This window comes from Stenotrophomonas sp. BIO128-Bstrain, assembly GCF_030128875.1.
Classification (GTDB): Bacteria; Pseudomonadota; Gammaproteobacteria; order Xanthomonadales; family Xanthomonadaceae; genus Stenotrophomonas; species Stenotrophomonas bentonitica_A.
On sequence record NZ_CP124620.1, the window covers coordinates 3,185,742 to 3,209,559 of the forward strand.

20 protein-coding genes and 1 riboswitch are annotated in these 23,818 nt (G+C 67.6%); of the genes, 11 read left to right on the plus strand and 9 right to left on the minus strand.

The features are described from left to right. Window positions 1-102: 102 nt before the first annotated feature. Window positions 103-300 carry a hemin uptake protein HemP gene (locus POS15_RS14655; RefSeq protein ID WP_019182448.1) on the minus strand — a complete coding sequence of 66 codons (198 nt, stop codon included), beginning with the start codon at window positions 298-300 and terminating at the stop codon, window positions 103-105. A gap of 267 nt (window positions 301-567) precedes the next feature. Then, window positions 568-1,536: an aldo/keto reductase gene (locus POS15_RS14660; protein WP_019182449.1), complete on the minus strand. Its 969-nt coding sequence runs from the start codon at window positions 1,534-1,536 to the stop codon at window positions 568-570. A gap of 248 nt (window positions 1,537-1,784) precedes the next feature. Between POS15_RS14660 and POS15_RS14665 the strand changes: the two genes are divergently transcribed. After that, complete coding sequence (locus POS15_RS14665; protein WP_019182450.1) at window positions 1,785-3,083, plus strand: nucleoside transporter C-terminal domain-containing protein; 1,299 nt, start codon at window positions 1,785-1,787, stop codon at window positions 3,081-3,083. Between the two features lie 26 nt (window positions 3,084-3,109). After that, the gene (locus POS15_RS14670) at window positions 3,110-4,075 is read left to right on the plus strand and encodes a ribokinase (RefSeq protein WP_019182451.1); all 966 of its coding nucleotides are present in this window, start codon (window positions 3,110-3,112) and stop codon (window positions 4,073-4,075) included. Window positions 4,076-4,456: 381 nt separating this feature from the next. Here the strand turns inward: POS15_RS14670 and POS15_RS14675 are convergent, their stop codons facing one another. Then, the gene (locus POS15_RS14675) at window positions 4,457-5,041 is read right to left on the minus strand and encodes a phosphatase PAP2 family protein (RefSeq protein WP_019182452.1); all 585 of its coding nucleotides are present in this window, start codon (window positions 5,039-5,041) and stop codon (window positions 4,457-4,459) included. A gap of 133 nt (window positions 5,042-5,174) precedes the next feature. Between POS15_RS14675 and POS15_RS14680 the strand changes: the two genes are divergently transcribed. From POS15_RS14680 to POS15_RS14705, 6 genes are all read left to right on the plus strand, one after another. Beyond that, complete coding sequence (locus POS15_RS14680; RefSeq protein ID WP_046273665.1) at window positions 5,175-6,032, plus strand: hypothetical protein; 858 nt, start codon at window positions 5,175-5,177, stop codon at window positions 6,030-6,032. Window positions 6,033-6,081: 49 nt separating this feature from the next. Next, window positions 6,082-6,660: a hypothetical protein gene (locus POS15_RS14685; RefSeq protein ID WP_046273664.1), complete on the plus strand. Its 579-nt coding sequence runs from the start codon at window positions 6,082-6,084 to the stop codon at window positions 6,658-6,660. Beyond that, window positions 6,657-7,994, plus strand: a complete 1,338-nt coding sequence (locus tag POS15_RS14690; protein WP_284128356.1) for a YcaO-like family protein — start codon at window positions 6,657-6,659, stop codon at window positions 7,992-7,994. Before POS15_RS14685 ends, POS15_RS14690 begins: the two co-directional genes overlap by 4 nt. 14 nt (window positions 7,995-8,008) lie before the next feature. After that, window positions 8,009-8,755, plus strand: a complete 747-nt coding sequence (locus tag POS15_RS14695) for a SagB/ThcOx family dehydrogenase (RefSeq protein ID WP_019182456.1) — start codon at window positions 8,009-8,011, stop codon at window positions 8,753-8,755. 220 nt (window positions 8,756-8,975) lie between these two features. Further along, window positions 8,976-9,968 (plus strand): tRNA dihydrouridine synthase DusB, encoded by a 993-nt coding sequence (gene dusB, locus POS15_RS14700; protein ID WP_026069658.1) that lies wholly within the window; start codon window positions 8,976-8,978, stop codon window positions 9,966-9,968. Window positions 9,969-9,978: 10 nt separating this feature from the next. Further along, entirely contained in the window at window positions 9,979-10,806 is an 828-nt protein-coding gene (locus POS15_RS14705) for a methyltransferase domain-containing protein (RefSeq protein WP_046273661.1), read from the plus strand. Between the two features lie 13 nt (window positions 10,807-10,819). On the opposite strand, the gene POS15_RS14710 is transcribed toward POS15_RS14705, so the two are convergent. The 3 genes from POS15_RS14710 to POS15_RS14720 are packed head-to-tail and all read right to left on the minus strand — an operon-like array spanning window position 10,820 to window position 13,224. Beyond that, on the minus strand, window positions 10,820-11,260 hold the full coding sequence (locus POS15_RS14710; protein ID WP_284128357.1) for a hypothetical protein: 441 nt from the start codon (window positions 11,258-11,260) through the stop codon (window positions 10,820-10,822). Continuing rightward, window positions 11,257-12,333 carry a metal-dependent hydrolase gene (locus POS15_RS14715; protein ID WP_070426638.1) on the minus strand — a complete coding sequence of 359 codons (1,077 nt, stop codon included), beginning with the start codon at window positions 12,331-12,333 and terminating at the stop codon, window positions 11,257-11,259. Before POS15_RS14715 ends, POS15_RS14710 begins: the two co-directional genes overlap by 4 nt. Before the next feature lie 48 nt (window positions 12,334-12,381). Further along, entirely contained in the window at window positions 12,382-13,224 is an 843-nt protein-coding gene (locus tag POS15_RS14720) for a UDP-2,3-diacylglucosamine diphosphatase (protein ID WP_046273660.1), read from the minus strand. 359 nt (window positions 13,225-13,583) lie between these two features. Between POS15_RS14720 and metK the strand changes: the two genes are divergently transcribed. Then, on the plus strand, window positions 13,584-14,795 hold the full coding sequence (gene metK / locus POS15_RS14725; RefSeq protein ID WP_019182462.1) for a methionine adenosyltransferase: 1,212 nt from the start codon (window positions 13,584-13,586) through the stop codon (window positions 14,793-14,795). Between the two features lie 275 nt (window positions 14,796-15,070). Then, window positions 15,071-15,589 (plus strand): acyl-CoA thioesterase, encoded by a 519-nt coding sequence (locus tag POS15_RS14730; protein ID WP_026069660.1) that lies wholly within the window; start codon window positions 15,071-15,073, stop codon window positions 15,587-15,589. 41 nt (window positions 15,590-15,630) lie between these two features. Here POS15_RS14730 and ppc read toward each other — a convergent pair whose 3' ends face one another. Both ppc and POS15_RS14740 read right to left on the minus strand, forming a co-directional pair. Further along, a complete protein-coding gene (ppc, locus tag POS15_RS14735) occupies window positions 15,631-18,342 on the minus strand; it encodes a phosphoenolpyruvate carboxylase (RefSeq protein ID WP_284128358.1) in 2,712 nt (903 codons plus the stop codon). A 268-nt stretch (window positions 18,343-18,610) separates the two neighbouring features. Then, complete coding sequence (locus POS15_RS14740; RefSeq protein WP_070426635.1) at window positions 18,611-21,145, minus strand: prolyl oligopeptidase family serine peptidase; 2,535 nt, start codon at window positions 21,143-21,145, stop codon at window positions 18,611-18,613. Between the two features lie 126 nt (window positions 21,146-21,271). Next, a riboswitch (S-adenosyl-L-homocysteine riboswitch) is annotated at window positions 21,272-21,360 on the plus strand. Between the two features lie 35 nt (window positions 21,361-21,395). Between POS15_RS14740 and ahcY the strand changes: the two genes are divergently transcribed. Beyond that, window positions 21,396-22,841 carry an adenosylhomocysteinase gene (ahcY, locus tag POS15_RS14745; protein WP_284128359.1) on the plus strand — a complete coding sequence of 482 codons (1,446 nt, stop codon included), beginning with the start codon at window positions 21,396-21,398 and terminating at the stop codon, window positions 22,839-22,841. A gap of 73 nt (window positions 22,842-22,914) precedes the next feature. Here the strand turns inward: ahcY and POS15_RS14750 are convergent, their stop codons facing one another. Then, a complete protein-coding gene (locus tag POS15_RS14750) occupies window positions 22,915-23,817 on the minus strand; it encodes a hypothetical protein (RefSeq protein WP_152663767.1) in 903 nt (300 codons plus the stop codon). Window position 23,818: the final 1 nt, after the last annotated feature.

Here is a 23,818-nt window from a genome sequence, read left to right on the forward strand (position 1 = left end):
AGTGTCGAGGGGGAGAGAGCTGGGATAACGGCCTGCCCAGGGAAGGCACGGATCGCGTAGCCACGCGGTCATCGGTGCCTCCCCGCGGGGGAGGCACCGCCGTTACTTGGTCAGGATCAACTTGTCGTTGCTGGTATGGCGCAGGCGATAGAAGCGGTCGCCGTGCTGGATCAGGATTTCACGGCGGCCCTTGAGCAGGGCTTCGCTGTCGATCACTTCTTCGGGCGGGACCACGCGGACCGGACGGTCGCGGAGGGTCAGCGTTTCGGGGCGCAGCAGTACAGCAGCTTGAGTGTTCATCGTCTGGACTCGTTGCGAGGGGCGAGTCAAATGATAATGATTCTCAGTTGACAATCAACAACCATTCTCAATTTGATAGATGGCATTAATGATCGAACTTCATCTATCAATAGGTTTTGTCAATCGAACAGAGGGGAGCGTCCCGCTATACGGGATTGCGGAGTCGGCCAGCCGCCGGCACTACCTTCCACCGGTCGGGTACCTCTATGTCCCTGCCACGGGTCGTAGCGCCGGCCGCTGGCCGGCGCCCTGCACCCAACTGGCCGATCAACCAAAGACCGCGTCCACCTGCTGCCAGACGCTTTCATCGAGCTGCTCGAACAGCGCCAGTGCGCCCAGGTTCTCTTCCAGCTGGCTGACCCGGCTCGCGCCGAGGATCACGCTGGACACGTTGGGGTTGCGCAGGCACCAGGCGATCGCCAGTTGCGCCGGGGAGACCCCCAGCTGCGCGGCCAGCGCGGTATAGCGGCGGACCCGCTCCAGGCGGTCGCTGCCGTCCTCGAGCACCTGCGCCTTCAACCAGCCCAGCTGTTCCTGGCCCAGCCGCGACTGCGGGTCGACGCCGGCGTTGTACTTGCCGGTCAGCAGGCCCGAGGCCAGCGGCGACCAGATCGTGGTGCCCAGCCCCGCCTCGGCATACAGCGGCGCGTACTCGCGCTCGACCCGCTCGCGGTGCAACAGGTTGTACTGCGGCTGCTCCATCGACGGGGCATGCAGATGGCGTGCACGGGCGATATCGACCGCTTCCTGGATCTGCGCGGCCGACCATTCCGACGTGCCCCAATACAGCACCTTGCCCTGGCGGATCAGGGTATCCATGGCCTGTACGGTCTCGGCGATCGGGGTGTCCGGATCCGGACGATGGCAGTAGTACAGGTCCAGATAGTCCACCCGCAGGCGCTTGAGCGCGGCGTGGCAGGCATCGGTGACGTGTTTGCGCGACAGGCCCTGCTGGGTCGGGCGCGGGTCGTCGACCGCCCCGAAGAACACCTTGCTGGAGACACAGAAGCCATCACGGGGCAGGCGCAGGTCGGCGATCACATCTCCCATCACCTGCTCGGCGCGGCCGCGGGCATAGCCCTCGGCGTTGTCGAAGAAGTTGACCCCGGCATCCCAGGCGGTGGCGATCAGCTTGCGGGCCTCATCGCGGCCGATCTGGTCGCCGAAGGTCACCCAGGCCCCGAAGGACAGGGCCGAAAGCTTCAGGCCGGTGGAGCCAAGACGGCGATAGAGCATGTGATTCTCCTGCTGCGGGCCCGCAACCGGGCCGGATCGATGCCGGTAAGTGTAGAGGGTGGCGCGCAGCGCGCGCAGGCCGGCCGCGGCGATCTCACGGCCCGTGACACACCACGCGCCAAGCCAGCCATGCCTTGTCGATACAGGCCCGATCACGACCGATCGGCTCGCAGACGCTGCTTTTCCTTGCCCCGCCCTTGCCGCTGCTCTAGGCTTCCCGTTTTTCGCGGCGCCCCAAGGGAAGTCTCATGGTCGAAGGTTTGGGCAGGATTGGCTTCGGCCTGTTCGGGTTGGCAGTGCTGATCGGCATTGCCTGGTTGTTCTCGAACAACAAGCGGGCCGTCGACTGGCGCCTGGTAGTCACCGGTATCGCACTGCAGATCGCCTTCGCGGCGGTGGTGCTGCTGGTGCCGGGTGGCCGTGATGTGTTCGATGCGCTGGGCAAGGGCTTCGTCAAGATCCTGAGCTTCGTCAACGAGGGCTCGGGCTTCATCTTCGGCAGCCTGATGAACACCGAGCAGTTCGGTTTCATCTTCGCCTTCCAGGTGTTGCCGACCATCATCTTCTTCTCGGCGCTGATGGGGGTCATGTACCACCTCAACGTGATGCAGACGATCGTGCGTGCGATGGCCTGGGCGATCACCAAGATCATGCGCGTGTCCGGTGCGGAAACCACCAGCGTCTGCGCCAGCGTCTTCATCGGCCAGACCGAAGCACCGCTGACGGTGCGCCCGTACATCGCCAAGATGACCCAGTCCGAGCTGATCACGATGATGATCGGCGGCATGGCGCACATCGCCGGCGGCGTGCTGGCCGCCTACGTGGGCATGCTCGGTGGCAGCGATCCGGCCCAGCAGGCCTTCTACGCCAAGCATCTGCTGGCGGCGAGCATCATGGCCGCCCCGGCGACCCTGGTGGTGGCCAAGCTGCTGGTGCCCGAAACCGGCACCCCGCTGACCCGCGGCACGGTCAAGATGGAAGTGGAGAAGACCTCCAGCAACATCATCGACGCCGCCGCGGCCGGTGCCGGCGACGGCCTGAAGCTGGCGCTGAACATCGGTGCGATGCTGCTGGCCTTCATCGCGCTGATCGCGCTGCTGAACGCCCCGCTGACCTGGCTGGGTGACGTGACCGGCCTGGCCGCGATCATCGGCCGCCCGACCGACCTGTCCACCCTGTTCGGCTACCTGCTGGCTCCGATCGCCTGGGTGATCGGTACCCCGTGGGCCGATGCCACCACGGTCGGCTCGCTGATCGGCCAGAAGGTCGTGATCAACGAGTTCGTGGCGTACTCGGAGCTGTCCAAGATCGTCAACGGCCAGGTGCCGGGCATGGTGCTCTCCGACGAGGGCCGCCTGATCGCCACCTACGCGCTGTGCGGTTTTGCCAACTTCAGCTCCATCGCGATCCAGATCGGTGGTATTGGTGGTCTGGCACCGGAGCGCCGCCACGATCTGGCCAAGTTCGGCCTGCGTGCGGTGCTGGGCGGTACCATTGCCACCTTCATGACGGCGACCATCGCCGGCGTGCTGACGCATTTCAGCTGATATCCGTTCCCTGAGAAACAGTCTTTATGAGTAGCAGTGTCGTCGTAATCGGTTCCTTCAATGTGGATCATGTCTGGCGTTGTGAGTCGCTCCCGGCCCCGGGTGCGACCATTGCCGGCCGCTACAGCACCGGTCCCGGCGGCAAGGGCTTCAACCAGGCCGTGGCCGCCCGCCGTGCCGGCGCGCCGACCACGTTCCTGTGCGCGCTGGGCGATGACGCCGGCGGTGCGATGGCCCGCGGCCTGGCCGAGCAGGACGGTTTCGCGCTGACCGCCGAGGCCAGCAGCGAGCCGACCGGCACCGGCGGCATCTATGTCGACAGCCGCGGCCGCAACACCATCGTGATCGGCCCGGGCGCCAACGCCGCGTTGAGCCTGGGTTTCGTTGACCAGCAGCGCGCGCTGCTGGCCGGTGCCAAGGTGGTGCTGGCGCAGCTGGAATCGCCGGTGGAAACGATCGAGGCGGCCCTGGCCATCGCACGCGAGGCCGGTGCCACCACCGTGCTCAACGTCGCGCCTGCCGATGCGCCGTCCAGCATCGGCCTGCTCAAGTTGGCCGATGTGCTGACCCCGAACGAGACCGAGTTCGCCGCCCTGCTCGGCCGTCATGTCGGCGAGCGCGTGGATGCCAACGATGTCGCCGCGCTGGATGGCGCCAGCCTGCATGCGCTGTGCCGCAAGCTGGTCGGCAACGGCACCGTGGTGGTGACGCTGGGTTCGGTGGGTGTGTTCGTGTCGCACGCCGAAGAGAACCTGCGTGGCGATACCCAGCCGTATTACCGCGTGGGCGCCGAGCAGGTGCAGGTGCTGGACACCACCGGTGCCGGCGATGCGTTCAACGGTGCGCTGGTGGCCTCGATCGCGCAGGACCCGGAGGCGGCCTTCGCCCGTCACGTGCGGTTCGCCAACCAGTTCGCCGGTCGTTCGACCGAGAAGGAAGGCGCCGCTGCGGCGATGCCGCACTTCACCCCGGGTGATGCCGAGAACAAGTAAGCGTCACCGGTGTGGATATCGTAAGGCCAGCGTTCGCGCTGGCCTTTTTTTGTTCTGCTCCATCTGGGTGAAATCAAGAAGCGCCCTCTGAGCCTTTCCGGGCGAGGCCTCGAGTAGGTCGAGCGCTGGGGCGCGATGCCCTTGCCGGCGAATGTCCCCCGGCGTCGGCCTGCGGCCGCCCCCTCCTCCTTTATTTCGCCCACAAGGGCATCGCGCCCCACGTGTCCAGACCACTTGCGCTGCATGGAAAGCACGGCTTCTCTTCTGCCTACCGCGAGCCGGAGCGCCGTAGCGGCCGGTAGGCCCCTGGGCAAAATCAAGGAGGAGGTCGTCGCTGTGAGGCGGCGGCCGGGGGACATTTGCCGAGGGGCCTACCGGTCGCTACGGGGCCCTTGAGCTCGCGGTGATCCACAGCGCCAGCGCGCCCACCAGGAGGCCGGCAAGCACGTCCAGCAGATCGTGCTGCCAGGTGGTGAGCGTCGAGACCAGGATCAGCCCACAGGCGCCGTGCCACAGCCAGCGCAACGCCGCCGTATCGGCCAGCAGCCAGCGCCGCCATGCCTGCCAGACCACCATCAGTACCGCGGCATGCAGCGACGGCGCCATGTTGAACGGCGCCTCGAACGCGCGCAGCTGGGCGAACACCAGTCCGCTCGCGCCATCCGGCTGGGGCAAAACGCGCACGTTGCCGGTCGGCCAACACACGAAGGCGAGCATGCAGGCGGCCTGCACCAGCGCGATGGCCATCGCATGGCGGCGCAGCGCCGATCGGGTCGGACAGAGGAAGAACGTCAGCGGGTACAGCAGGTTCAGCGCCAGGTACGGCCAGATCGTCCATGGCCAGAACGGGATCGCCTCGTCCCAGCGACCGTGCAGGCTGTAGGTATGGGCCTGGCTGGCGGCCCATTGATTGGTCCAGCTGTAGCCATGGATGAACATCGCGCCGAGCAGCAGCATCCACAGCATGGCCTCGCGCCAGGGCGGATGCGGGAGCGGAGTGTTGGCATGAGGCGGGGTGGGCACGCGCGCACCGTAGCAGAACGTGGCAAGCGTGTTTGCCGCTATCCTTGCGCTTTCGCGGATACCGGGACTGTACGCAGTGGCAGCAGCAGGCAGTCAGCAACACGCACGTACGCACGCGGACACACCGCGCTGGACGCGCAATCCGGCCTGGGCCCTGTTTTCGCAGACCCATGCGCAGCGCCCGCTGCTGCTGGTGTCCGGTGGCGCCGACGAATTGTATGTGGTCGACGAGGCCGATACCCCGACGGTCATCGAACGCATCCTCGGCCATTGGCAGGACGACACACTGACGCTTCTGCAGGACGATGCCGACTGTGGCCCGGCGGTCCGCCAGTTGATGCGCCTCGGCGTACTGGTGCCGTCGCAGGCGGCGCGCCCTGTGCGCCGCTATGCACTGGATTGGCTCGGGGAACCGCTGCCTGGGCTGGCCGAGGCCTTCGACCAGCATGCTGGTGCGGACCTGCAGCGCGTCGATGCCGCCGCCGATGCCGATCTCCTCGTGCTGGTCCGCCACGGGCTCGGCTGGGAACAGGCCTTGGCCCGCTACGTGTCACATATGCCGGTACAGCCGCATCTGCTGCTGGACCTCAGCTATCACCACACCCTCGCGCTTGGACCCTATGTGGTGCCCGGCCAGACTGCCTGTGTGTATTGCCTGGGCAACCGCGTACTGCGCCGCTGGGGCGAAGCGGTGGTGCCGGCGCTGCCGGAAGTCGCAGCGCAACCGGCACGGATCGCGGCGCTGGTCGCGCCGTTGCTGGATCAGCCGCACCTGTTGCTGGGCTATCTCGAACGCAGCGTCTGGCTCGACCTGCATCGCCTGCATGGGGAACGCGACCGGGTGCTGCGGCTGCCGTGGTGCCCCGCCTGCCAGGGCGGTGAGATGTCGATGCCTGCACCGCTGCCGCTGCCTTGGGACACCGGGCGCCCGTGATAATGTGGGGCGTGCGCCGGGCGTTTCCGCCTCGGTCAACGGAGTGACCATGTATCGCCTGCCGACCCAGTTCGATGCCAGTGCCTCGCGCCAGGACCTTGCCGCGGCAGGTGGCGGCTCGACATCGACTACCTGCAGTTCCTGCGTCGTCACCCTGCTCGGCACCTCGGTACTGTCGGCAGTGGTGCTGGGCAAGCTGGAACCCGTCGCGCCCGCCGCCATCAGCAGCGCCGCAGACATCCCCCCCGTCACCGTCGATACCCCCACCGAGCGCCACGGCCAGCCACCTGCGTTGCCGCAGGAACCGCCCAGTGCCGTCACTCCCGATCACCCGGCGGCACCGGCACCGGTGATGCCGGCAACCGGCCTGAGCCGCACCAGCCGGATACTGCTGGGGCTGTTCGCCTTGCCGCTGGCCGCGATCGGCGGCGGCATTTTCATCAGCACCTCCAACCCGATATTCGGGCTGTTCGTCGCCGTCGGGCTGTATCTCGGCATTTATGCCTTGGTCTACGAGCGCGCGGGGCGTTCGCTCGGGCGCGGCATCGGCATCGCCATCGGGCTGCTGCTGGGCCTGTTCGCCGTGGGCGCGCTCGAGATGATGCTCTGGCTGAGCGTGATGAAATGAGCCGCGCCGCCGTGCAGGCGGCAGAGCCGGATATGCCCACGCTGTCTTCGCACCTGCTGCATGGCGCAGCGCGTCCGCGCTGTGGCCTGGTGCGCCCGGCCCAACCGATCGAGGCCAACCCGTGCGATGCAACCGGCCCCTTGTTCGAGGGACGGCGCGTACACAATGCCGCCACGCCGGCCGACCCGGCCAATCCCTGGCAGGGCGTCTCGGGCGCGGTTGCGCTGGAAGCCGCTGCGGCCGCCGACGGCGCGGTCGCCGAGGCGCTGGAGCGGCTGGCGGCGGCGCAGGCGAGCCTGGAAGTGCGTCGTCGCGATGCGCTGACGCCCACACAACGTCTGGACGAATCGGCATTCGCGCTGTTCTCGGCGAGCCAACGCGCCATGCCGGACTTTCCGTGGCCGATGCCCGAGCGCGACGAGGACCTGTTCGCAGCGGTGCATGCGCTGGACGACAACCGGGTCGCTTGGGTGCCGCAAGAGCTGGTTGGACTGGGGCCGCGCAGCGGCCAGGCGCGATTGCCATCGACGTCCAGTGGTCTGGCGGCCTGGCGGGATGGGCGCGATGGCGCCTGGCTGGCGCTGTTGCGCGCGGCCCAGGAGCTGCTGGAGCGCGATGCGCTGGCAGTGACATGGCTCAATGGCGTGGCCGGCCGGCGAATCGCGCTGCCGGCGCAATGGCACGCCCATGTGGACGCGCGCGGTGGTGAACTGCAGGCGTTCGACCTGACCCAGCACTGGAATCCGCACCCGGTCATCGCGGTCGCCGGTGGCATTCCCTTCGAAGGCCGCCCCCGCTACGTCCTCGGCATCGCCTGCCGTGCCGATCCGGGCGAGGCACTGCACAAGGCGCTGCTGGAATGGCAGCAGGCACTGACCTTTGCCGCGCATCTGTGTGGCCGCGAAAGCGCCCGGCTGCCTCGTGAACCCGCAGCGCTGCGCAGCTTCGACGAGCATGCCGCCTTCTACACCCTGCGCCCGGAGCTGTGGCCGCAGCTGCCGCTGCTGCGGGAGGCGGGCCGCAGCACGTTGCAGTTGCCCCCACCCGGCGCAGCGGATCGCCCGGCCGCGCCGCGCGCGATGGGCGAGCTGGATCAGCTGCGGCGCCGGCTGGGCCGTGCCGGCATCGCGCTGTACTACCGCGAGTTGACCACCGCCGATGTGGCCGCGGCTGGCCTGCGGGTGATGCGGGTGTTGTCGCCACAGCTCAGCGGTCTGCATGCCGACGAACGTGCGCCGTTCCTTGGTGGCCGCTGCCGCGACGTGGCATGGCGCTATCCCGGCGTGCCGCACGGCGGCGCGTTTCCCAACCCCTTCCCGCATCCATTGGGCTGATCCCCGAGGACCGCATGCCGTCACCGCCTTCCCCCTGGGACGATGCCCCGCTGTTCCATCTGTTCTGGCACAACGGCGAGCTCAATCCCGCGCGCGCAGACGTGATGCGCGCGCGCATCGCCGAAGATGCCGCACGCGCCTGGTCGCCGCCACGGCCGTTGCATGCAGCAGCCGGCGTCGCCTTGCCGGACCCGGTACGCCCCGGCGATGCCCTCGCGCAGCGCCGCAGTGGCCGCCGTTTCGGTGATGCACAGTGGGGCGCGCAGGAACTGGGGCGCGTGCTGGCCCCGCTGCGGGCCCGGCCCGGCGACAGTGACACGCGGCGTCTGCCGTCCGGTGGGGCCAAGTACCCGATCCAGGCCTATGCCGCGCTGTACGGCATCGACGATGCGATCGCATCAGCGCCGGGCATCCATTGGTACGACCCGCTCGAGCACGCGCTGGTACCGGTGGGGCCCTGCCCCGCATGGCCGGCGCTGTCCGGGCTGCTGGGCGTGGACTGGCCGGAGCGGCCGGCGGCCGTGCTGTTCCTGATCGCCGAGCCAGGTGGGACGCTGGCCAAATACGGCGAGCGCGGCGGCCGCTTCGTGTTGATCGAGGCTGGAGTCTGGCTGGGGGCGCTGGGGCAGCAGGTGGCGTCGATGAACGCCGCCGGCTGCGCGATCGGCTCGTTCGACGACGCCGCCCTCCTGGCCCTGCTCGGGCTCGACCCGCAGCGGCATCTGGCGGTGTTGGCCTATGCGTGCGGTCCGGTGCCCTGAACGATCGCCGGAATCGCGGCAGGCCCCGCCTGATCATGCGATTCCAGACCAGCGGCCGGCACGGCCGGTAACCACCCAGCATCCGCCGCTGCTGGGGGCGGCGGAACCAATCGTCAAGCATATCCTCATGACCGGAGCGCATCAGTCCCTTCCGGATCGGCCTGAACAGGTAGCGGTACCTGCGTGGTTGGCGGCCAGCGGCCGGCACTACAATGCGCACATGCAGATTGGCCCCTACAACATCCAGCCCAACGTGGTGCTGGCACCGATGGCCGGTGTCACCGACAAGCCCTTCCGCCTGCTGTGCAAACGGCTGGGCGCGGGCCTGGCCGCCTCGGAGATGACCATCTCCGACCCGCGCTTCTGGAACACCCGCAAGTCGCTCCACCGCATGGACCATGCCGGCGAGCCGGACCCGATCAGCGTGCAGATCGCCGGGACCGAGCCGCAGCAGCTGGCCGAGGCGGCACGCTACAACGTGGACAACGGTGCGCAGATCATCGACATCAACATGGGCTGCCCGGCCAAGAAGGTCTGCAACGCCTGGGCCGGCTCGGCGCTGATGCGCGATGAAGACCTGGTCGCGCGCATCCTGGGCGCGGTGGTCAATGCGGTGGACGTGCCGGTCACGCTCAAGATCCGCACCGGGTGGGACTGCGACCACCGCAATGGCCCGCTGATCGCGCGCATCGCCGAGGACAGCGGCATCGCCGCGCTGGCCGTGCATGGCCGTACCCGCGACCAGCATTACACCGGCACCGCCGAATACGAAACCATCGCCGCGATCAAGGCGGCGCTGCGCATTCCGGTGGTCGCCAACGGCGACATCGATTCACCGCAGAAAGCGGCGCAGGTCTTGAAACAGACTGGCGTGGACGCGGTGATGATCGGCCGCGCCGCCCAGGGCCGGCCCTGGATCTTCCGCGAGGTGGCGCACTACCTGGCCACCGGCGAGCTGCTGGCGCCGCCCTCGGTCACCGAGGTCCGCGATCTGCTGCTGGGCCACCTGCACGCGCTGCACGATTTCTATGGCGAGCAGCAGGGGGTGCGCATCGCGCGCAAACACCTGGGCTGGTACGCCAAGGACCGGCCGGAGAACGCCGCCTTCCGTGCGGTGGTCAACCGCGCCGAGGATGCCGCCAGCCAGGTCGCCCTGACCACCGACTATTTCGACGCCCTCGCCGCCGGCGAGCCGTTGTCGTCCGCTGCCTGAGCCTTCTGTCATGAACCCGCCGATCACCGCACCGACCTATCTCCACGGCTTTTCCGATACCGAGCAGCATCGCCTGGTCACCCAGTCGCGCCTGTTCGAATCGAGCATCTTCAGCGGCATCGACTACGGCGGCGCAACGCGCCTGCTGGAAGTCGGCAGCGGCGTGGGCGCACAAACGGACATCCTGCTGCGGCGGTTCCCGGACCTGCACGTCACCGGCGTGGACCTGAGCGAAGCGCAGCTGGCCACTGCCGCCACCAACCTGGCCAAGACCCCGTGGTGCCGCGAGCGCTACACCCTGCTGCAGGCCGACGCCGGCAATCTGCCGTTCGGTGCGCGCGAGTTCGATTCGGCCTTCCTGTGCTGGGTGCTGGAGCATGTGCCTTCGCCGGCGCGGGTGCTCAACGAAGTGCGACGCGTGCTGGTCCCGGGTTCGCCGGTGTATGTCACCGAAGTGATGAACGCCTCGTTCCTGCTCGATCCTTACTCGCCGCACATCTGGCGCTACTGGATGGCGTTCAACGATTTCCAGTACGACCACGGCGGCGATCCGTTCGTCGGTGCCAAGCTCGGCAACCTGCTGCTGGCCGGCGGCTTCCGCGACGTGCACACCGAGATCAAGACCATCCACCTGGACAACCGCGAGCCGGCGCGTCGCAAGACGATGATCGCGTTCTGGGAGCAACTGCTGTTGTCGGCGGCCGATCCGCTGCTGGAAGCCGGCCTGGTCGACCAGGAGACGGTGGACGGGATGCGCCGCGAGTTCAGCCTGGTCCAGAACGACCCCAACGCGGTGTTCTTCTTCTCCTTCGTGCAGGCGCGCGCGACGGTGTATTGACCGGGGGGCGGCGCTAGCGCGTCGCCCAGGCGATCACGGTCACCACCACCGCTGCGGCCAGCAGCAACCACAGGCCCAGTCCGCCCCGATCACCCGGGGCGACCGTCGCACTGCCGGCGGTGAGACGGGCACCTTCGCGCGGACGCGCGGTGGGCGTGTGGCCTACTTCCAGCATGCCGGTGGCCGGCCGCTGGTTACGCTCGGTGAGCTTGTTCTGCATGCGCCGCGCCCGCTCAGGGTCGACCTTGTGCAGTTCCTCCAGCAGCACCTGCTGCTGACGCGCGCGGTCCGGCTGTGCCCTGGCCTTGTGCAGGATCTCGCGCAACGGCACCGCCGGCTGCTCGGCGGAGCGGCCCGGGGTCACATCCAGCAACAGCGCGCGGTACTCCGGCGGTACATCGGCCAGCCGGGTGTAGCGCGTGCCATTGATCTCCATTTCAAACCGTTCGGTCACGGTGCCTCCGTCCAACCTGCCTTGGGTGCGATCACCTCGGTGCTCGCCGGTGCATGCCAGATGCGTTGCCACATCGCCGAGAACCGGCGCTTCACCATCGCCCTGCCCTGCTCCCCTTCATACGCCGGGCGCAGCTGCCGCGGCGTGATCGCGGCCCAGCCCCCGCCCTCGGCCCGGGCCACCGCGAAGGTGAAGGTGTAGTCCGGCTCCAGGCCCATGCGCAGATCGCTCAGCCGCAGCTCGCCATCGACCACCTGCGCGCGCATGAAGCCGCGGTTGAACCAGTTCAGGCGCTGCACGGCCGGCAGCGTGGCCGCCTGGCGCAGGGCCTGCACGTTGGAGGGATGGCCTTCAAAGGTCATCGGGCCGCGGTCGGCGATCAGCGAGCGCTCGCCGATCACGTAGCCGTTGGGCGTCATCGCGACGACCTGCCAGAGCAGCGTGTTGAACGGCATCGCCACCGAAAAGCGCGGCGCATCGCCCAGCCCCATCGCGGCCAGGGCGCGGTCGGCCTCGCGGTCGACACTGTGCTTGGCCAGCAGCGACCAGCCCAGGTAGCCACTGCTGAGCACCAAGCCGGCCACCAGCGCCTTCTGCGCCAACGGCCGCGCCCGCGCGAACCACGCCACTGCACAGGCGATCAGCAGCCACACGGTGTAGAGCGGGTCGATGATGAAAACGCTGGCCCACATCGTCGGGTGCGGGGTGAACGGCCACCACAGCTGGGTACCGTAGACGGTGAAGGCATCCAGCAGCGGATGGGTGATCAGCGCCAGCGTGATCGCCCAGAACCAGCGGCCCGGCGCCTGCGCCACCCGGCCGTGACCAAAGCGTTTGAACAGCCACCAGATCAGCGCGGCCACCCACGGCAACACCAGCAGCGAGTGGCTGTAGCTGCGGTGCTCGACCATCAGCGCCACCGGATCGGCGGCGGTGAACGCCAGCAGCAGCGCGTCCAGGTCCGGCAGGGTGCCGAGCGCGGCACCGGCCAACAGGGCGGCGCGGCGATGGCCGGCCGGTGCGATGGCGGCGGCGACCGCGCCACCGAGTACGATCTGGGTCAGGGAGTCCATCGGCCGATGCTAGCAGCCGGGCCTGGCGCTGCGTTGATGCCGTTCTGCTCAGGCAGCTCTGGCCAGTGCGGCGTTGCCGGGCAGCGCCGCCAGGGTCTGCCCGGTGTGATCCAGCAGCCGCAGGCTGCCGTCCGGATCCTCGGCCAGCGCGGTCAGGCTCTCGACCCAGTCGCCGTCGTTGGCATAGATCAGCCCGTCGCGCTCCACCAGTGCGGCGCGGTGGATGTGCCCGCAGACGATCCCGTCCAGCCCACGCCGACGCACATCCTCGAGCCCGGCCTGGACGAAGCGTTCGATGTAGCGTTCGGCCGCGCCGCTGCGCTTCTTGAGGAATTCAGAGAGAGACCAGTAGCGCTGACCCAGCCGCCGCCGGACCGCGTTGAGCAGGTGGTTGCCGGTCAGGATGCGGTAGTACAGCCAGTCGCCGAAGCGCTCCTGCAGGCCACCGAAATGGGTGATGCCGTCGTAGTCGTCACCATGCACGACCAGCAGCCGCCGTCCGTCGGCGGTCACGTGGATCGCCCGCCGGCGTACCTGCATGGCCGGCAGCATCAGCCCGCAGACCTTGCGCAGCGAAGCATCGTGGTTGCCCGGGATGTAGATGATCCGGGTGCCGGCCCGCTGCAGCGCGTGCAGGGCCTGGATCACCTCGCTGTGCGCCGGCCGCCAACTGGCCCGGCGGTGCGCCATCCACCACAGGTCGATGATGTCGCCCACCAGATACAGGCGCTCGCAGCGCAGCCCGGCCAGGAACCTGGCCAGTTCGGCGGCATGGCAGTGGCGTGAGCCAAGGTGGACGTCGGAAAGGAAGACGGCCCGCCGATGGGGCGCCAGGGTCGTCACGGGCCGTTTGGCGGCTTCCCGCGCGTCGCGCTGCTCGACGTCGTGCATGGCGTGCTCCTCAGGTCCGGCGGCCGGATGCGCCGAAGCCTGCCCTGCGTCGACGACAGCCCGATGGCGGTTTGACGACGGGCCGGTGACGCTCGCGGGGTTCGGATGCACGTCGCGCCCTTCGTGAGGCGCGTGCGGCTGGCGTGCTTCTCGGGGCAGGTGCCGCTGCGGGCGGCCGTTTGTCACGCTGGTGGAACACTGGGCGGTGACGCTGGGCCTCAATCCCGTCACACCGGGCCCTGCGACGGGCACGCAGGCTTAACCACGGGCAACCCTCGCTGGCGCACAATGCAAGCGCGCGACTTGCCGTGTATCATTCGCGCCCATCTTTCCATCCGAATCAAAGGATATTACGCCTGATGTCCAGCTACCTGTTCACCTCCGAATCGGTCTCCGAAGGCCATCCGGACAAGATTGCCGACCAGATCTCCGATGCGGTGCTGGACGCGATCCTGACCCAGGACAAGCGTGCGCGCGTGGCCTGCGAAACCATGGTCAAGACTGGCGTGGCAATCGTCGCCGGTGAAATCACCACCAGCGCCTGGATCGACCTGGAAGCCTTGACCCGCAAGGTGATCCTGGACATCGGCTACGACAGCTCCGACGTCGGCTTCGACGGCGCGACCTGCGGCGTGCTGAACCTGATCGGCAAGCAGTCGCCGCACATCGCCCAGGGCGTGGACCGCAAGAAGCCCGAAGAAATGGGCGCTGGCGACCAGGGCCTGATGTTCGGCTATGCCACCAACGAGACCGACAGCTACATGCCGGCCGCGATCCACCTGTCGCACCGCCTGGTCGAGCAGCAGGCCAAGATCCGCAAGAAGAAGAACTCGCCGCTGTCCTGGCTGCGCCCGGATGCCAAGAGCCAGGTCACCCTGCGCTATGAAAACGGCGCCGTCTCGGCCATCGACGCGGTGGTGCTGTCGACCCAGCACGCCCCGGGCGTGAAGCAGAAGGACCTCATCGAGGCCGTCCGCGAAGAGATCATCAAGCCGGTGCTGCCGGCCAAGTGGCTGCACAAGGGCACCAAGTTCCACATCAACCCGACCGGCAAGTTCGAGATCGGCGGTCCGGTGGGCGACTGTGGCCTGACCGGCCGCAAGATCATCGTCGACACCTACGGCGGCTGGGCCCGTCACGGTGGTGGTGCGTTCTCGGGCAAGGATCCGTCCAAGGTCGACCGTTCGGCCGCTTACGCTGCCCGCTACGTCGCCAAGAACGTCGTGGCTGCCGGCCTGGCCGACCGTTGCGAAGTGCAGGTCTCCTACGCCATCGGCGTGGCCGAGCCGACCTCGATCTCGGTCACCACCTTCGGCACCGGCAAGATCAGCGATGACAAGATCGAAAAGCTGATCCGCAAGCACTTCGACCTGCGCCCGTACGGCATCATCCAGATGCTGGACCTGATCCACCCGATGTACCAGCAGACCGCGGCCTACGGCCACTTCGGCCGCAAGGCCAAGGAGTTCAGCTACACCAACGGTGCTGGCGAACAGGTCAATGCGACCGCCTTCTCCTGGGAGAAGACCGATCGCGCCGCCGCCCTGCGCGCGGATGCGAAGTTGAAGTAAGAAATGGGCCGCGAAAGCGGCCCTTTTCTTACGGGTAGAGCCGACCGTTGGTCGGCTGGCCGAGGGTAGAGCCGACCGTTGGTCGGCTGGCGGCGGGTAGAGCCGACCGTTGGTCGGCTGGCCGCGCGCAGCGCGGCAATGATCGGCGAAACAAACGGCGGGCCGCGAAAGCGGCCCGTCGTCGTTTGGGCGCCTTGACCCATCGTCGCGCCGCGCACGAACAGCCGACCAACGGTCGGCTCTACCAATGGGTCAAGCGGCGCTACACTCTTGCCATGCCCGAATTCAAATCCAACCAGCTCTCCATGACGGTGCTGATGTCGCCGGACATGGCCAACTTCTCCGGCAAGGTGCACGGCGGTGCGGTGCTGCGCCTGCTCGACCAGGTTGCCTACGCCTGCGCCAGCCGCTATGCCGGCAGCTACGTGGTCACCCTTTCGGTGGACCAGGTGATGTTCCGCCAGCCGATCGCGGTCGGCGAGCTGGTCACCTTCCTGGCCTCGGTGAACTACACCGGCACCTCCTCGATGGAGATCGGGGTCAAGGTGGTGGCCGAGGACATCCTCAAGCGCAGCGTGCGCCACGCCAACAGCTGCTTCTTCACCATGGTCGCGGTGGATGACGAGGGCAAGCCGACCCCGGTGCCGCCGCTCGTGCTGGAGACCGCCGACGAACGCCGCCGGCATGCCGCCGCGTTGATCCGCCGCCAGCTGCGCGAGGAGATGGAGCAGCGCCACCTGGAGCTGCTGGCATCCAATCCGCCTGCACCAGGTGATCTGGTCGAGCGGGTCTGAGAAGCGCTGCCGGCCAGCGGCCGGCACTCCCCCTTCATGGCCTACCCGGTGTTCTGTACGCCCTGCGAAACACCGTTCACGCAGGCCACCAGCGCGCGCAGCACGTCATCGTCTTCGCCACCGCTTTCACGCCAGCGGCGCAGCAGGTCCACCTGCAGCACGCTGATCGGATCGATGTAGGGATTGCGCAGGCGGATCGACAGCGCCAGGCGCTGATCGTGCTGAAGCAGTGCATCCTGCCCGGTCAGCGCCAGGATCCACTGCGCGGTGAGCTCCAGCTCACGCTGGATCTGCGGGAAGAAACGGCCATGCAACGCACCAGACAGCTGCGAGAACTGCTCGGCGATGGTCAGGTCGCCCTTGGACAGCACCATCGCGATGTCATCCAGGAAGGTGCTGAAGAACGGCCAGTCGCGCGCCATTTCTTTCAGGATGTCCTCGTGGCCGGCATCGATCGCCGCCTGCAGGCCGCTACCCACGCCATACCAACCCGGAATCACGGCACGCGCCTGGCTCCAGGCGAACACCCACGGAATCGCGCGCAGGTTGCTCAACGCGGCATCTTCGCCCAACCGGCGCGAGGGCCGTGAGCCCAACGTCATCCGCTCGATCACATCGATCGGCGTGGCCAGGCGGAAGTACTGCATGAAGTCTTTCTGGCCGACGAAGGCACGGTAGGCCTCCGCACTCTTCTGCGCGATCAGGTCCATCACCGGGCGCCACTGTTCCTCGCGCGGTTCCGGTGCACGCGGGCGCAGGCTGGAGCGCAGCACCGCACCGGTGGACTGCTCCAGCGAGCGCAGTGCCAGCGCACGGATGCCGTACTTGCGGTGGATCACCTCGCCCTGCTCGGTCACGCGCAGGCGGCCGTCGATGCTGCCGCGCGGCGAGGCATCCACGGCGTGCGTGGTCTTGCCGCCACCGCGGCTGATCGAGCCGCCGCGGCCGTGGAAGAAAGTCAGGCGGATGTCGTTCTCGGCAGCGACCTCCAACAGTTCTACCTGGGCGCGCTGAAGGCCCCAGCGCGACGCCGCGATGCCCCCATCCTTGCCGCTGTCCGAGTAGCCGAGCATCACCATCTGCACATCGCCGCGCGAGGCCAGGTGCGTGCGGTAGACCGGATCGGCCAGCAGATCGCGCAGCGTGTCGGTACCGCGCTTGAGATCGTCCACGGTTTCAAACAACGGGGCGATGTCGAGCGGCACCGCACCGGCGTCATCCACCAGGCCGCCACGACGTGCCAAGGCGAGCACGGCGAGGACATCGCTGCGGTCATGCGCCATCGAGATGATGTAACTGCCCAGTGCATCGGCCCCATGCCGGTGATGGGCATCGGCCAGCGCCGCAAACACCGCGTCCAGGCGCTCACCGCCTTCTTCGTTGCTCACCGGCAGCACCTGCTCGCCGCTGGCGAACGGGGCCAGCCGTGCCGCGCGGGTGACCGCATCGGCAGCGTCCCAGGCCTCCTGCCCATCCAGCACGCTGGCCAGCGCGCGACCATGCACGCTCGATTCCTGACGCACGTCCAGGCGCGCCAGATGGAAGCCGAAGGTGCGCACCCGCCACAGCAGGCGACGCACGGCGAAGCCGCCGGCATGGTCGCCCTTGTTCTCGTGCAGGCTGCGCAGGATCAGCTCGATGTCGTCGGTGAGTTCCTGCGGCGACACGTAGGCGCCTTCCGCATCGTCCATCGTCGCCTGCACGCGTGCGCGCATGCGGTCATTGAGCAGACGGTACGGCATGTCGGCATGACGCGGGCGCGAGGTGACCTTGGGCAGCAACGCCTTGTAATGGTCCACGCGGGCCTGCAGTTCATCACTGACCGCCACGCGCTCGGTGGACTGGCTGAGCAGGCTGGCCAACTGCAGCAGGTCTTTCTGGTAGCGGCCGAGCACGGCCTGGCGCTGCGCATCCAGGGTGTTGCGGATGGTGCCGGCATCCACGTTCGGATTGCCATCCATGTCGCCGCCCACCCACGTGCCGAAGCGCAGCAGGCGCGGCAGCGGCAGTTCCTGCCCATAGGTATCCAGCAGTGCCTGCTGCAGCGATTCGTACAGCACCGGAATCACCCGGTACAGCACCTGCACCAGATAGAAGCCGACATGCTCGCGCTCGTCTTCCACGGTCGGGCGCACGGGCGAGGAATCGGTGGTCTGCCACGAGGCGGTCAGCGCCATGCGGAAACGCGCGGCGTCAGCGGCCGCTTCGCCCGGCGTGCGCTGGCCGTCGAGGTTGTCGACCAGGCTGGCCACCATCAACTGCTCTTTCTCCAGCAGCGCGCGGCGGACCGCCTCGGTCGGGTGCGCGGTGAACACCGGCTCGATGTCGATGCGCGGCAGCCACTCGGCCAGTTCGTCCAGGGTGACGCCCTGTGCCTTGAGGTTGACCAGTGCGTCCTGCAGGCCATCGGGCTGCGGCGTGGCGGTACCGGCGCGCTGGTAGTCGCGGCGGCGGCGGATGCGGTGCACCCGCTCGGCGATGTTCACCACCTGGAAATAGGTACTGAACGCACGCACCATCGCTTCGGCGCGCGCCGGTGGCAGGCCGGTCAGCGCATCGTTGAGATCGGACAGGGGGGCGTCGCTTTCGCGGCGGGCGATGGCGCGTGTACGCACCTGTTCCACATCATCGAAAAACTGCGTGGAGACCTGCTCGGCGAGCAGGTCGCCGACCAGTGCGCCGAGTCGGCGTACATCGTCGCGCAGGGGAATATCGGGAGTGGCAAAAACGATGCTGCTACGGTACTCGTTCATCTGCGACGCACTGGCCTCGGGAACGGAATCCGCTCAAGCCTAACCCACAATCGCGTCGTTGCTGCGTCGCGCAAATAGTTACATCTGGTAGTGCCGGCCGCTGGCCGGCTCCATGCAGATCTGACAGGTGCCAGTGCGGGCATCGCGAGGAGCCGGCCAGCGGCCGGCACTACCGATCGCGTGCATTCCGAGGAGCCGGCCAGCGGCCGGCACTACCGGTCACCTTCATCGCGAGGTACCGGCCAACGGCCGGTACACATCGGTTGTTTCAGCGCTTCTTCTTCACTGGCTTGCCCTCGCCCACGGTCTGCTCCAGCCAGCGCTCGCTCTCGGCCAGCATGGTCATGATCGATTCGCGTGCCCGGTAAGCGTGCGATTCATTGGGCAGCATCACCAGCCGCGAGGTACCGCCCAGCCCCTTCACCGCGGCGAACATGCGCTCGCTCTGGATCGGGAACGTGCCGGAGTTGTTGTCGTCCACGCCATGGATGAAGAGGATCGGGTCCTTGATCTTGTCGGCGTAGTTGAACGGCGACATCTTCTGGTAGACGTCCTGCGCCTGCCAGTAGTTGCGCTCTTCGGCCTGGAAGCCGAACGGGGTCAGCGTGCGGTTGTAGGCGCCGCTGCGCGCGATGCCGGCCTTGAACAGGCGGGTATGCGCGAGCAGGTTGGCGGTCATGAACGCACCGTAGGAGTGGCCACCGATCGCGATGTGCTCGCGGTCGGTCACGCCACGCCGCACCACTTCATTCACGGCGGCCTCGGCATTGGCGATCAGCTGCGGCAGGTAGGTGTCGTTCGGCTCCTTGTCGCCCTCACCGATGATCGGCATCGACGGGCTGACCAGCACCGCGTAGCCCTTGGCCAGGAACGCCTGCGGACCCCAGTAGCTGATCGCGTTGAAGCGGTACGGCGAATCGGTGACCTGGCTGGCGGCTTCGGCGGTCTTGAACTCCCCCGGGTAGGCCCACATCAGCAGCGGCAACGGACCGTCCTTCTTCGCGTTGTAACCCGGCGGCAGCATCAGCGTGGCGGTCAGGTCGACGCCGTCGTTGCGCTTGTAGCGGATCTGCTCCTTGCTCACCCCACGCAGCTGCGGCAGCGGGTGCTGGAAGTGGGTCAGCGCCTTCGGTGCAGCCGTGGCATCACCCAGCGACTGCACGTAGAAGTTGGCCGGCTCATCGGGCGATTCACGGGTCAACAGCAGCGAGGTGCCTTCCTGGTCGAGCAGCGCCACCGGCGCGGCATAGGACGGGGCCTGCGAGTGGAACAGGCGCGTGGTCTGCTTGCTGTCCAGATCGAAGCGATCCACGAACGGACGATCGCCTTCCGGCGAAGCGCCCAGCCCGTACAGGAAGATGCTGCGGCCATCGGCACTCACCTGCAGGCGCGCGCGCCCGTTGACGTCGCGCACCAGGCCCGGGCGACCGGGATCGTTGTAGCGGTCCTGCGAGGAACGTGCGGACAACAGTTCAGCTGCCTTCTCCGGCTGGTCGGGCGCGATCCGCCACTGCTTGACCTCGCGGTTCTTCCACCACGATTCGTTGAGCAGCGCCAGATCACCACGGCCCCACTGGATGCCGGCATAGCGGCTGCCCAGCTGCGCCAGGGTCACCGGCGGCTTGTCGAAGGGGGCGGCCTGCATCAGCACCGCATCGCGCACCTTGGCCTCGCGGTTCGGGTCGCCACCATCCTGCGCCTCGGCCCAGACCAGGGTCGCCGGGGCATCGGCGCGCCAGTCGATCCGGCGCACGCCGGTGGCCACCGCATCGTTGCCGGTCGGCAGGCCTTCCTTCAACGGCAGGTTGGCTACGGTGTGCTCCAGCTTGCCGTCCACGGCGGACAGCACTTCGATGCGACGCGCGAATGCGCTGGCCGGCACCAGATAGGAATACGGACGCACCACCCGTTCACTGAGCAGGTAACGGCCATCCGGGGAGAGCGTGACGTCCCAGTACACCCCGCCCGTGGAGAGCGGCGTGGTCACGCCGTTGAGCGCGACCTTGGCCGGCTGCGCGCTGGCGTAATAATCGAAGAGGCGGGCATCGGCCTCGTTCTTGAGCATGTCCTGGTAGGTGCGGATGGTGCGGACGCCGGCGTCGGCCTCGGTCTGCTGGATCGCCGGGCCGGTCGGAATGCCGCCGGCGGACGGTGCCGGCCCCTGGCCCTTGAGCTGCTGCATCACCAGCAGGCCCCGGCTGTCGGGCTGCCAGCTGTAGCCATCGCCCATCACCGTGTTCAGATCGCCGACCAGGCGCCGCGCCGAACCGGCGTCCACATCAACGATCCACAGTTCATTGGTGTTGGTGGCCGCATGCACCTGGTTGAAGGCGATGTACTTCTGGTCCGGCGACCACGCAAAGGTGGCGATCGACAACGGCTGCGGCAGCCCGCTGATCTGGCGCTCCTTGCCATCGGCCACGTTCATCAGCCACAGCTTGTCGGCGAAGCTGAAGCGGCTGGCCGAATGCGTGGCCGGGTTGATGCGCAGGCCGGCCAGCTTCAGTTCGGGCTGGGCGACGTCGTTGATCGACGGCAGCGGCGGGGTCTGCAGCAGCGCGGCCAGGTCGCGGCGCGGGGACAGGCTCAGGGTCGGGGCACGCGGCGCGTCGACCACCGCCTGCAGCGCCGGCGAGGGCAGCTCATAGCCGCTCGGGTCACCCTTGGCGGCGGCCACGGCCTGCGCGGAGGTCTTCGCGGCCGGCGCGGCGGCCAGCGCCAACGGCGGCACCGCCAGCAGGGCCAGGCCGAGGATCAAGGTATGGCGCCATTGCGGTGCGCGTCGACCATGGTTGCGTGTCATGTTCCGTCCCTATGCTGATACAAACCCCCGACCTTAACAGCCGGGCGCCGATCGCCCCCCTGCCGATGGTTGGGGGCGGGGACCGATTCATGCCAACGCAGCGGGCCGCGATATAATGGGCGACCCTCCACCGAGGGGCGCTGCGACCGTTCCGGACCTTTCCGGGGGCGGCCAGGCTCGGTGGCCAGGATTGGTTCCAACGGCGCCCGGCGAACACGAGTACCGACTCGTCATTACACCGGAGCTTTGAATGAACGCTGTTGCCAAGACCTTCTCCACCGAAGGCGATTACAAGATTGCCGACATCTCCCTGGCCGATTGGGGCCGCAAGGAGCTGGACATCGCCGAGCATGAAATGCCGGGCCTGATGTCGATCCGCCGCAAGCACGCCGCCACCCTGCCGCTGAAGGGCGTGCGTGTGACCGGCTCGCTGCACATGACCATCCAGACCGCGGTGCTGATCGAGACCCTGAAGGACATCGGCGCCGACGTGCGCTGGGCCTCGTGCAACATTTTCTCGACCCAGGACCACGCTGCCGCCGCGATCGCCAAGTCCGGCACCCCGGTGTTCGCCTGGAAGGGTGAGTCGCTGGAGGAATACTGGGACTGCACCCTGGACGCGCTGACCTTCACCCTGCCCGACGGCACCCTGACCGGCCCGGAGCTGGTGGTGGACGATGGCGGCGACGTGACCCTGCTGATCCACAAAGGCTACGAGCTCGAAAACGGCAGCAACTGGGTCAATGAAAAGGCCGCCTCGCACGAAGAGCAGGTCATCAAGAACCTGCTCAAGCGCGTGGCCACCGAGCGCCCGGGTTACTGGGGCCGCGTGGTCAGGGAGTGGAAGGGCGTCTCCGAAGAGACCACCACCGGCGTGCATCGCCTGTACCAGCTGGCCCAGGCCGGCACCCTGCTGATCCCGGCGATCAACGTCAACGACTCGGTCACCAAGAGCAAGTTCGACAACCTGTACGGCTGCCGCGAGTCGCTGGCCGATGGCCTCAAGCGCGCGATGGACGTGATGCTGGCCGGCAAGGTCGCCGTGGTCTGCGGCTACGGTGACGTGGGCAAGGGCTGCGCCGCTTCGCTGCGTGCCTACGGCGCGCGCGTGGTGGTCACCGAGATCGACCCGATCTGCGCCCTGCAGGCCGCGATGGAAGGCTTCGAGGTCAACACCATCGAATCCACCCTGGGCCGTGCCGACCTGTACGTCACCACCACCGGCAACAAGGACATCATCCGCATCGAGCACCTGAGCGCGATGAAGGACCAGGCCATCGTCTGCAACATCGGCCACTTCGACAACGAGATCCAGGTCGATGCGCTGGTCGGCTTCCCGGGCGTGCAGCACATCAACATCAAGCCGCAGGTGGACAAGTACGTCTTCCCGAACGGCAACGCGATCTTCCTGCTGGCCGAAGGCCGCCTGGTGAACCTGGGCTGCGCCACCGGCCACCCGAGCTTCGTGATGTCCAACTCGTTCGCCAACCAGACGCTCGCACAGATCGACCTGTGGGCGAACAAGGACAGCTACGAGAAGAAGGTGTACCTGCTGCCGAAGAAGCTGGACGAGGAAGTGGCGCGTCTGCACCTGGAAAAGATCGGCGTGAAGCTGACCACCCTGAGCCAGGAACAGGCCGACTACATCGGCGTGCCGGTGGACGGTCCGTTCAAGCCGGAGCATTACCGCTACTGATCGGCCTGCCGGTCCAGTTGCGTTGAACACAGACGGGCGCCGAAAGGCGCCCGTTTTCGTGGCGGAAGGCCCTTCAATCCTGGCCGAAACACCTGCGGTCGTCGTTCAGGACGGCCTGGCACTGCGCGGCGAATTCGGCTTGCCAGCGCGACAGCGTGAACCCTTCCCGTTCCTGGAAAGACACCGTTTCGCCCGCAAGCACGTAGCAGCGGTTCTGCGACAGTCGCAGCGCGGTCAGCACGTCACCGGCCGCCCAGCAGTCATCGATGCAGGCCTGCATCAGCGCGTAATCCGGATTGGTCTTGGCCCCGCCAAAGGCGAAGCCCATCCGCTGCACCAACGCGATCACCGGGTCAGTGCTGGCCGGGGCAGCGCGCAGAATGCGCAGCACGCCGGCCTCGGGAATGCCAAACGCCCAGTTGGCGATCACGGCCGAGCGTGCTGCATCGATCGCCGCATCGCGCTGCCCCTGCCGCATGTACTGGCTTGCCAGCAGCGCCCAGCCCTGCTGAAGCTCCGGGAAGGCGGTGCACGCTGCACGCAGCAGTTCAACCGCCTGCTCGACCTGCCCCGCCAGCACCTGCGCGCGCGCCTGCTCCAACTGCGCGGTTGGCGAACCGGGATCTTCGACCTCAAGCTCGCCATACTCGCCTTCGTTCAGTTCCAGCCACTGCGAAAACACCTGCACCGAGGAATGGCGCAGTTCCATACGCCATTCGTCATGGAACATCTCGCAGACGAAGGGCGCATCTCCCTCACGCCCCAACGGCCAGTACAGCCCGAAACAATCGCCGTTGCCGAGCGCGCCTTCCGCGATCGATACAAACCCCTGAGGGGGATACGGTCCGCGCGCAACGTCACTGTCGAAGCTGAGCGCGTTGAATTGGCCAGAGAGGCGCATGGGATCTTTCCAGACGGGAACGCCGCCATTATCGCAGCGACCGCAGTAGCCTCGGTCAAGGCAGCCGGTACGCACC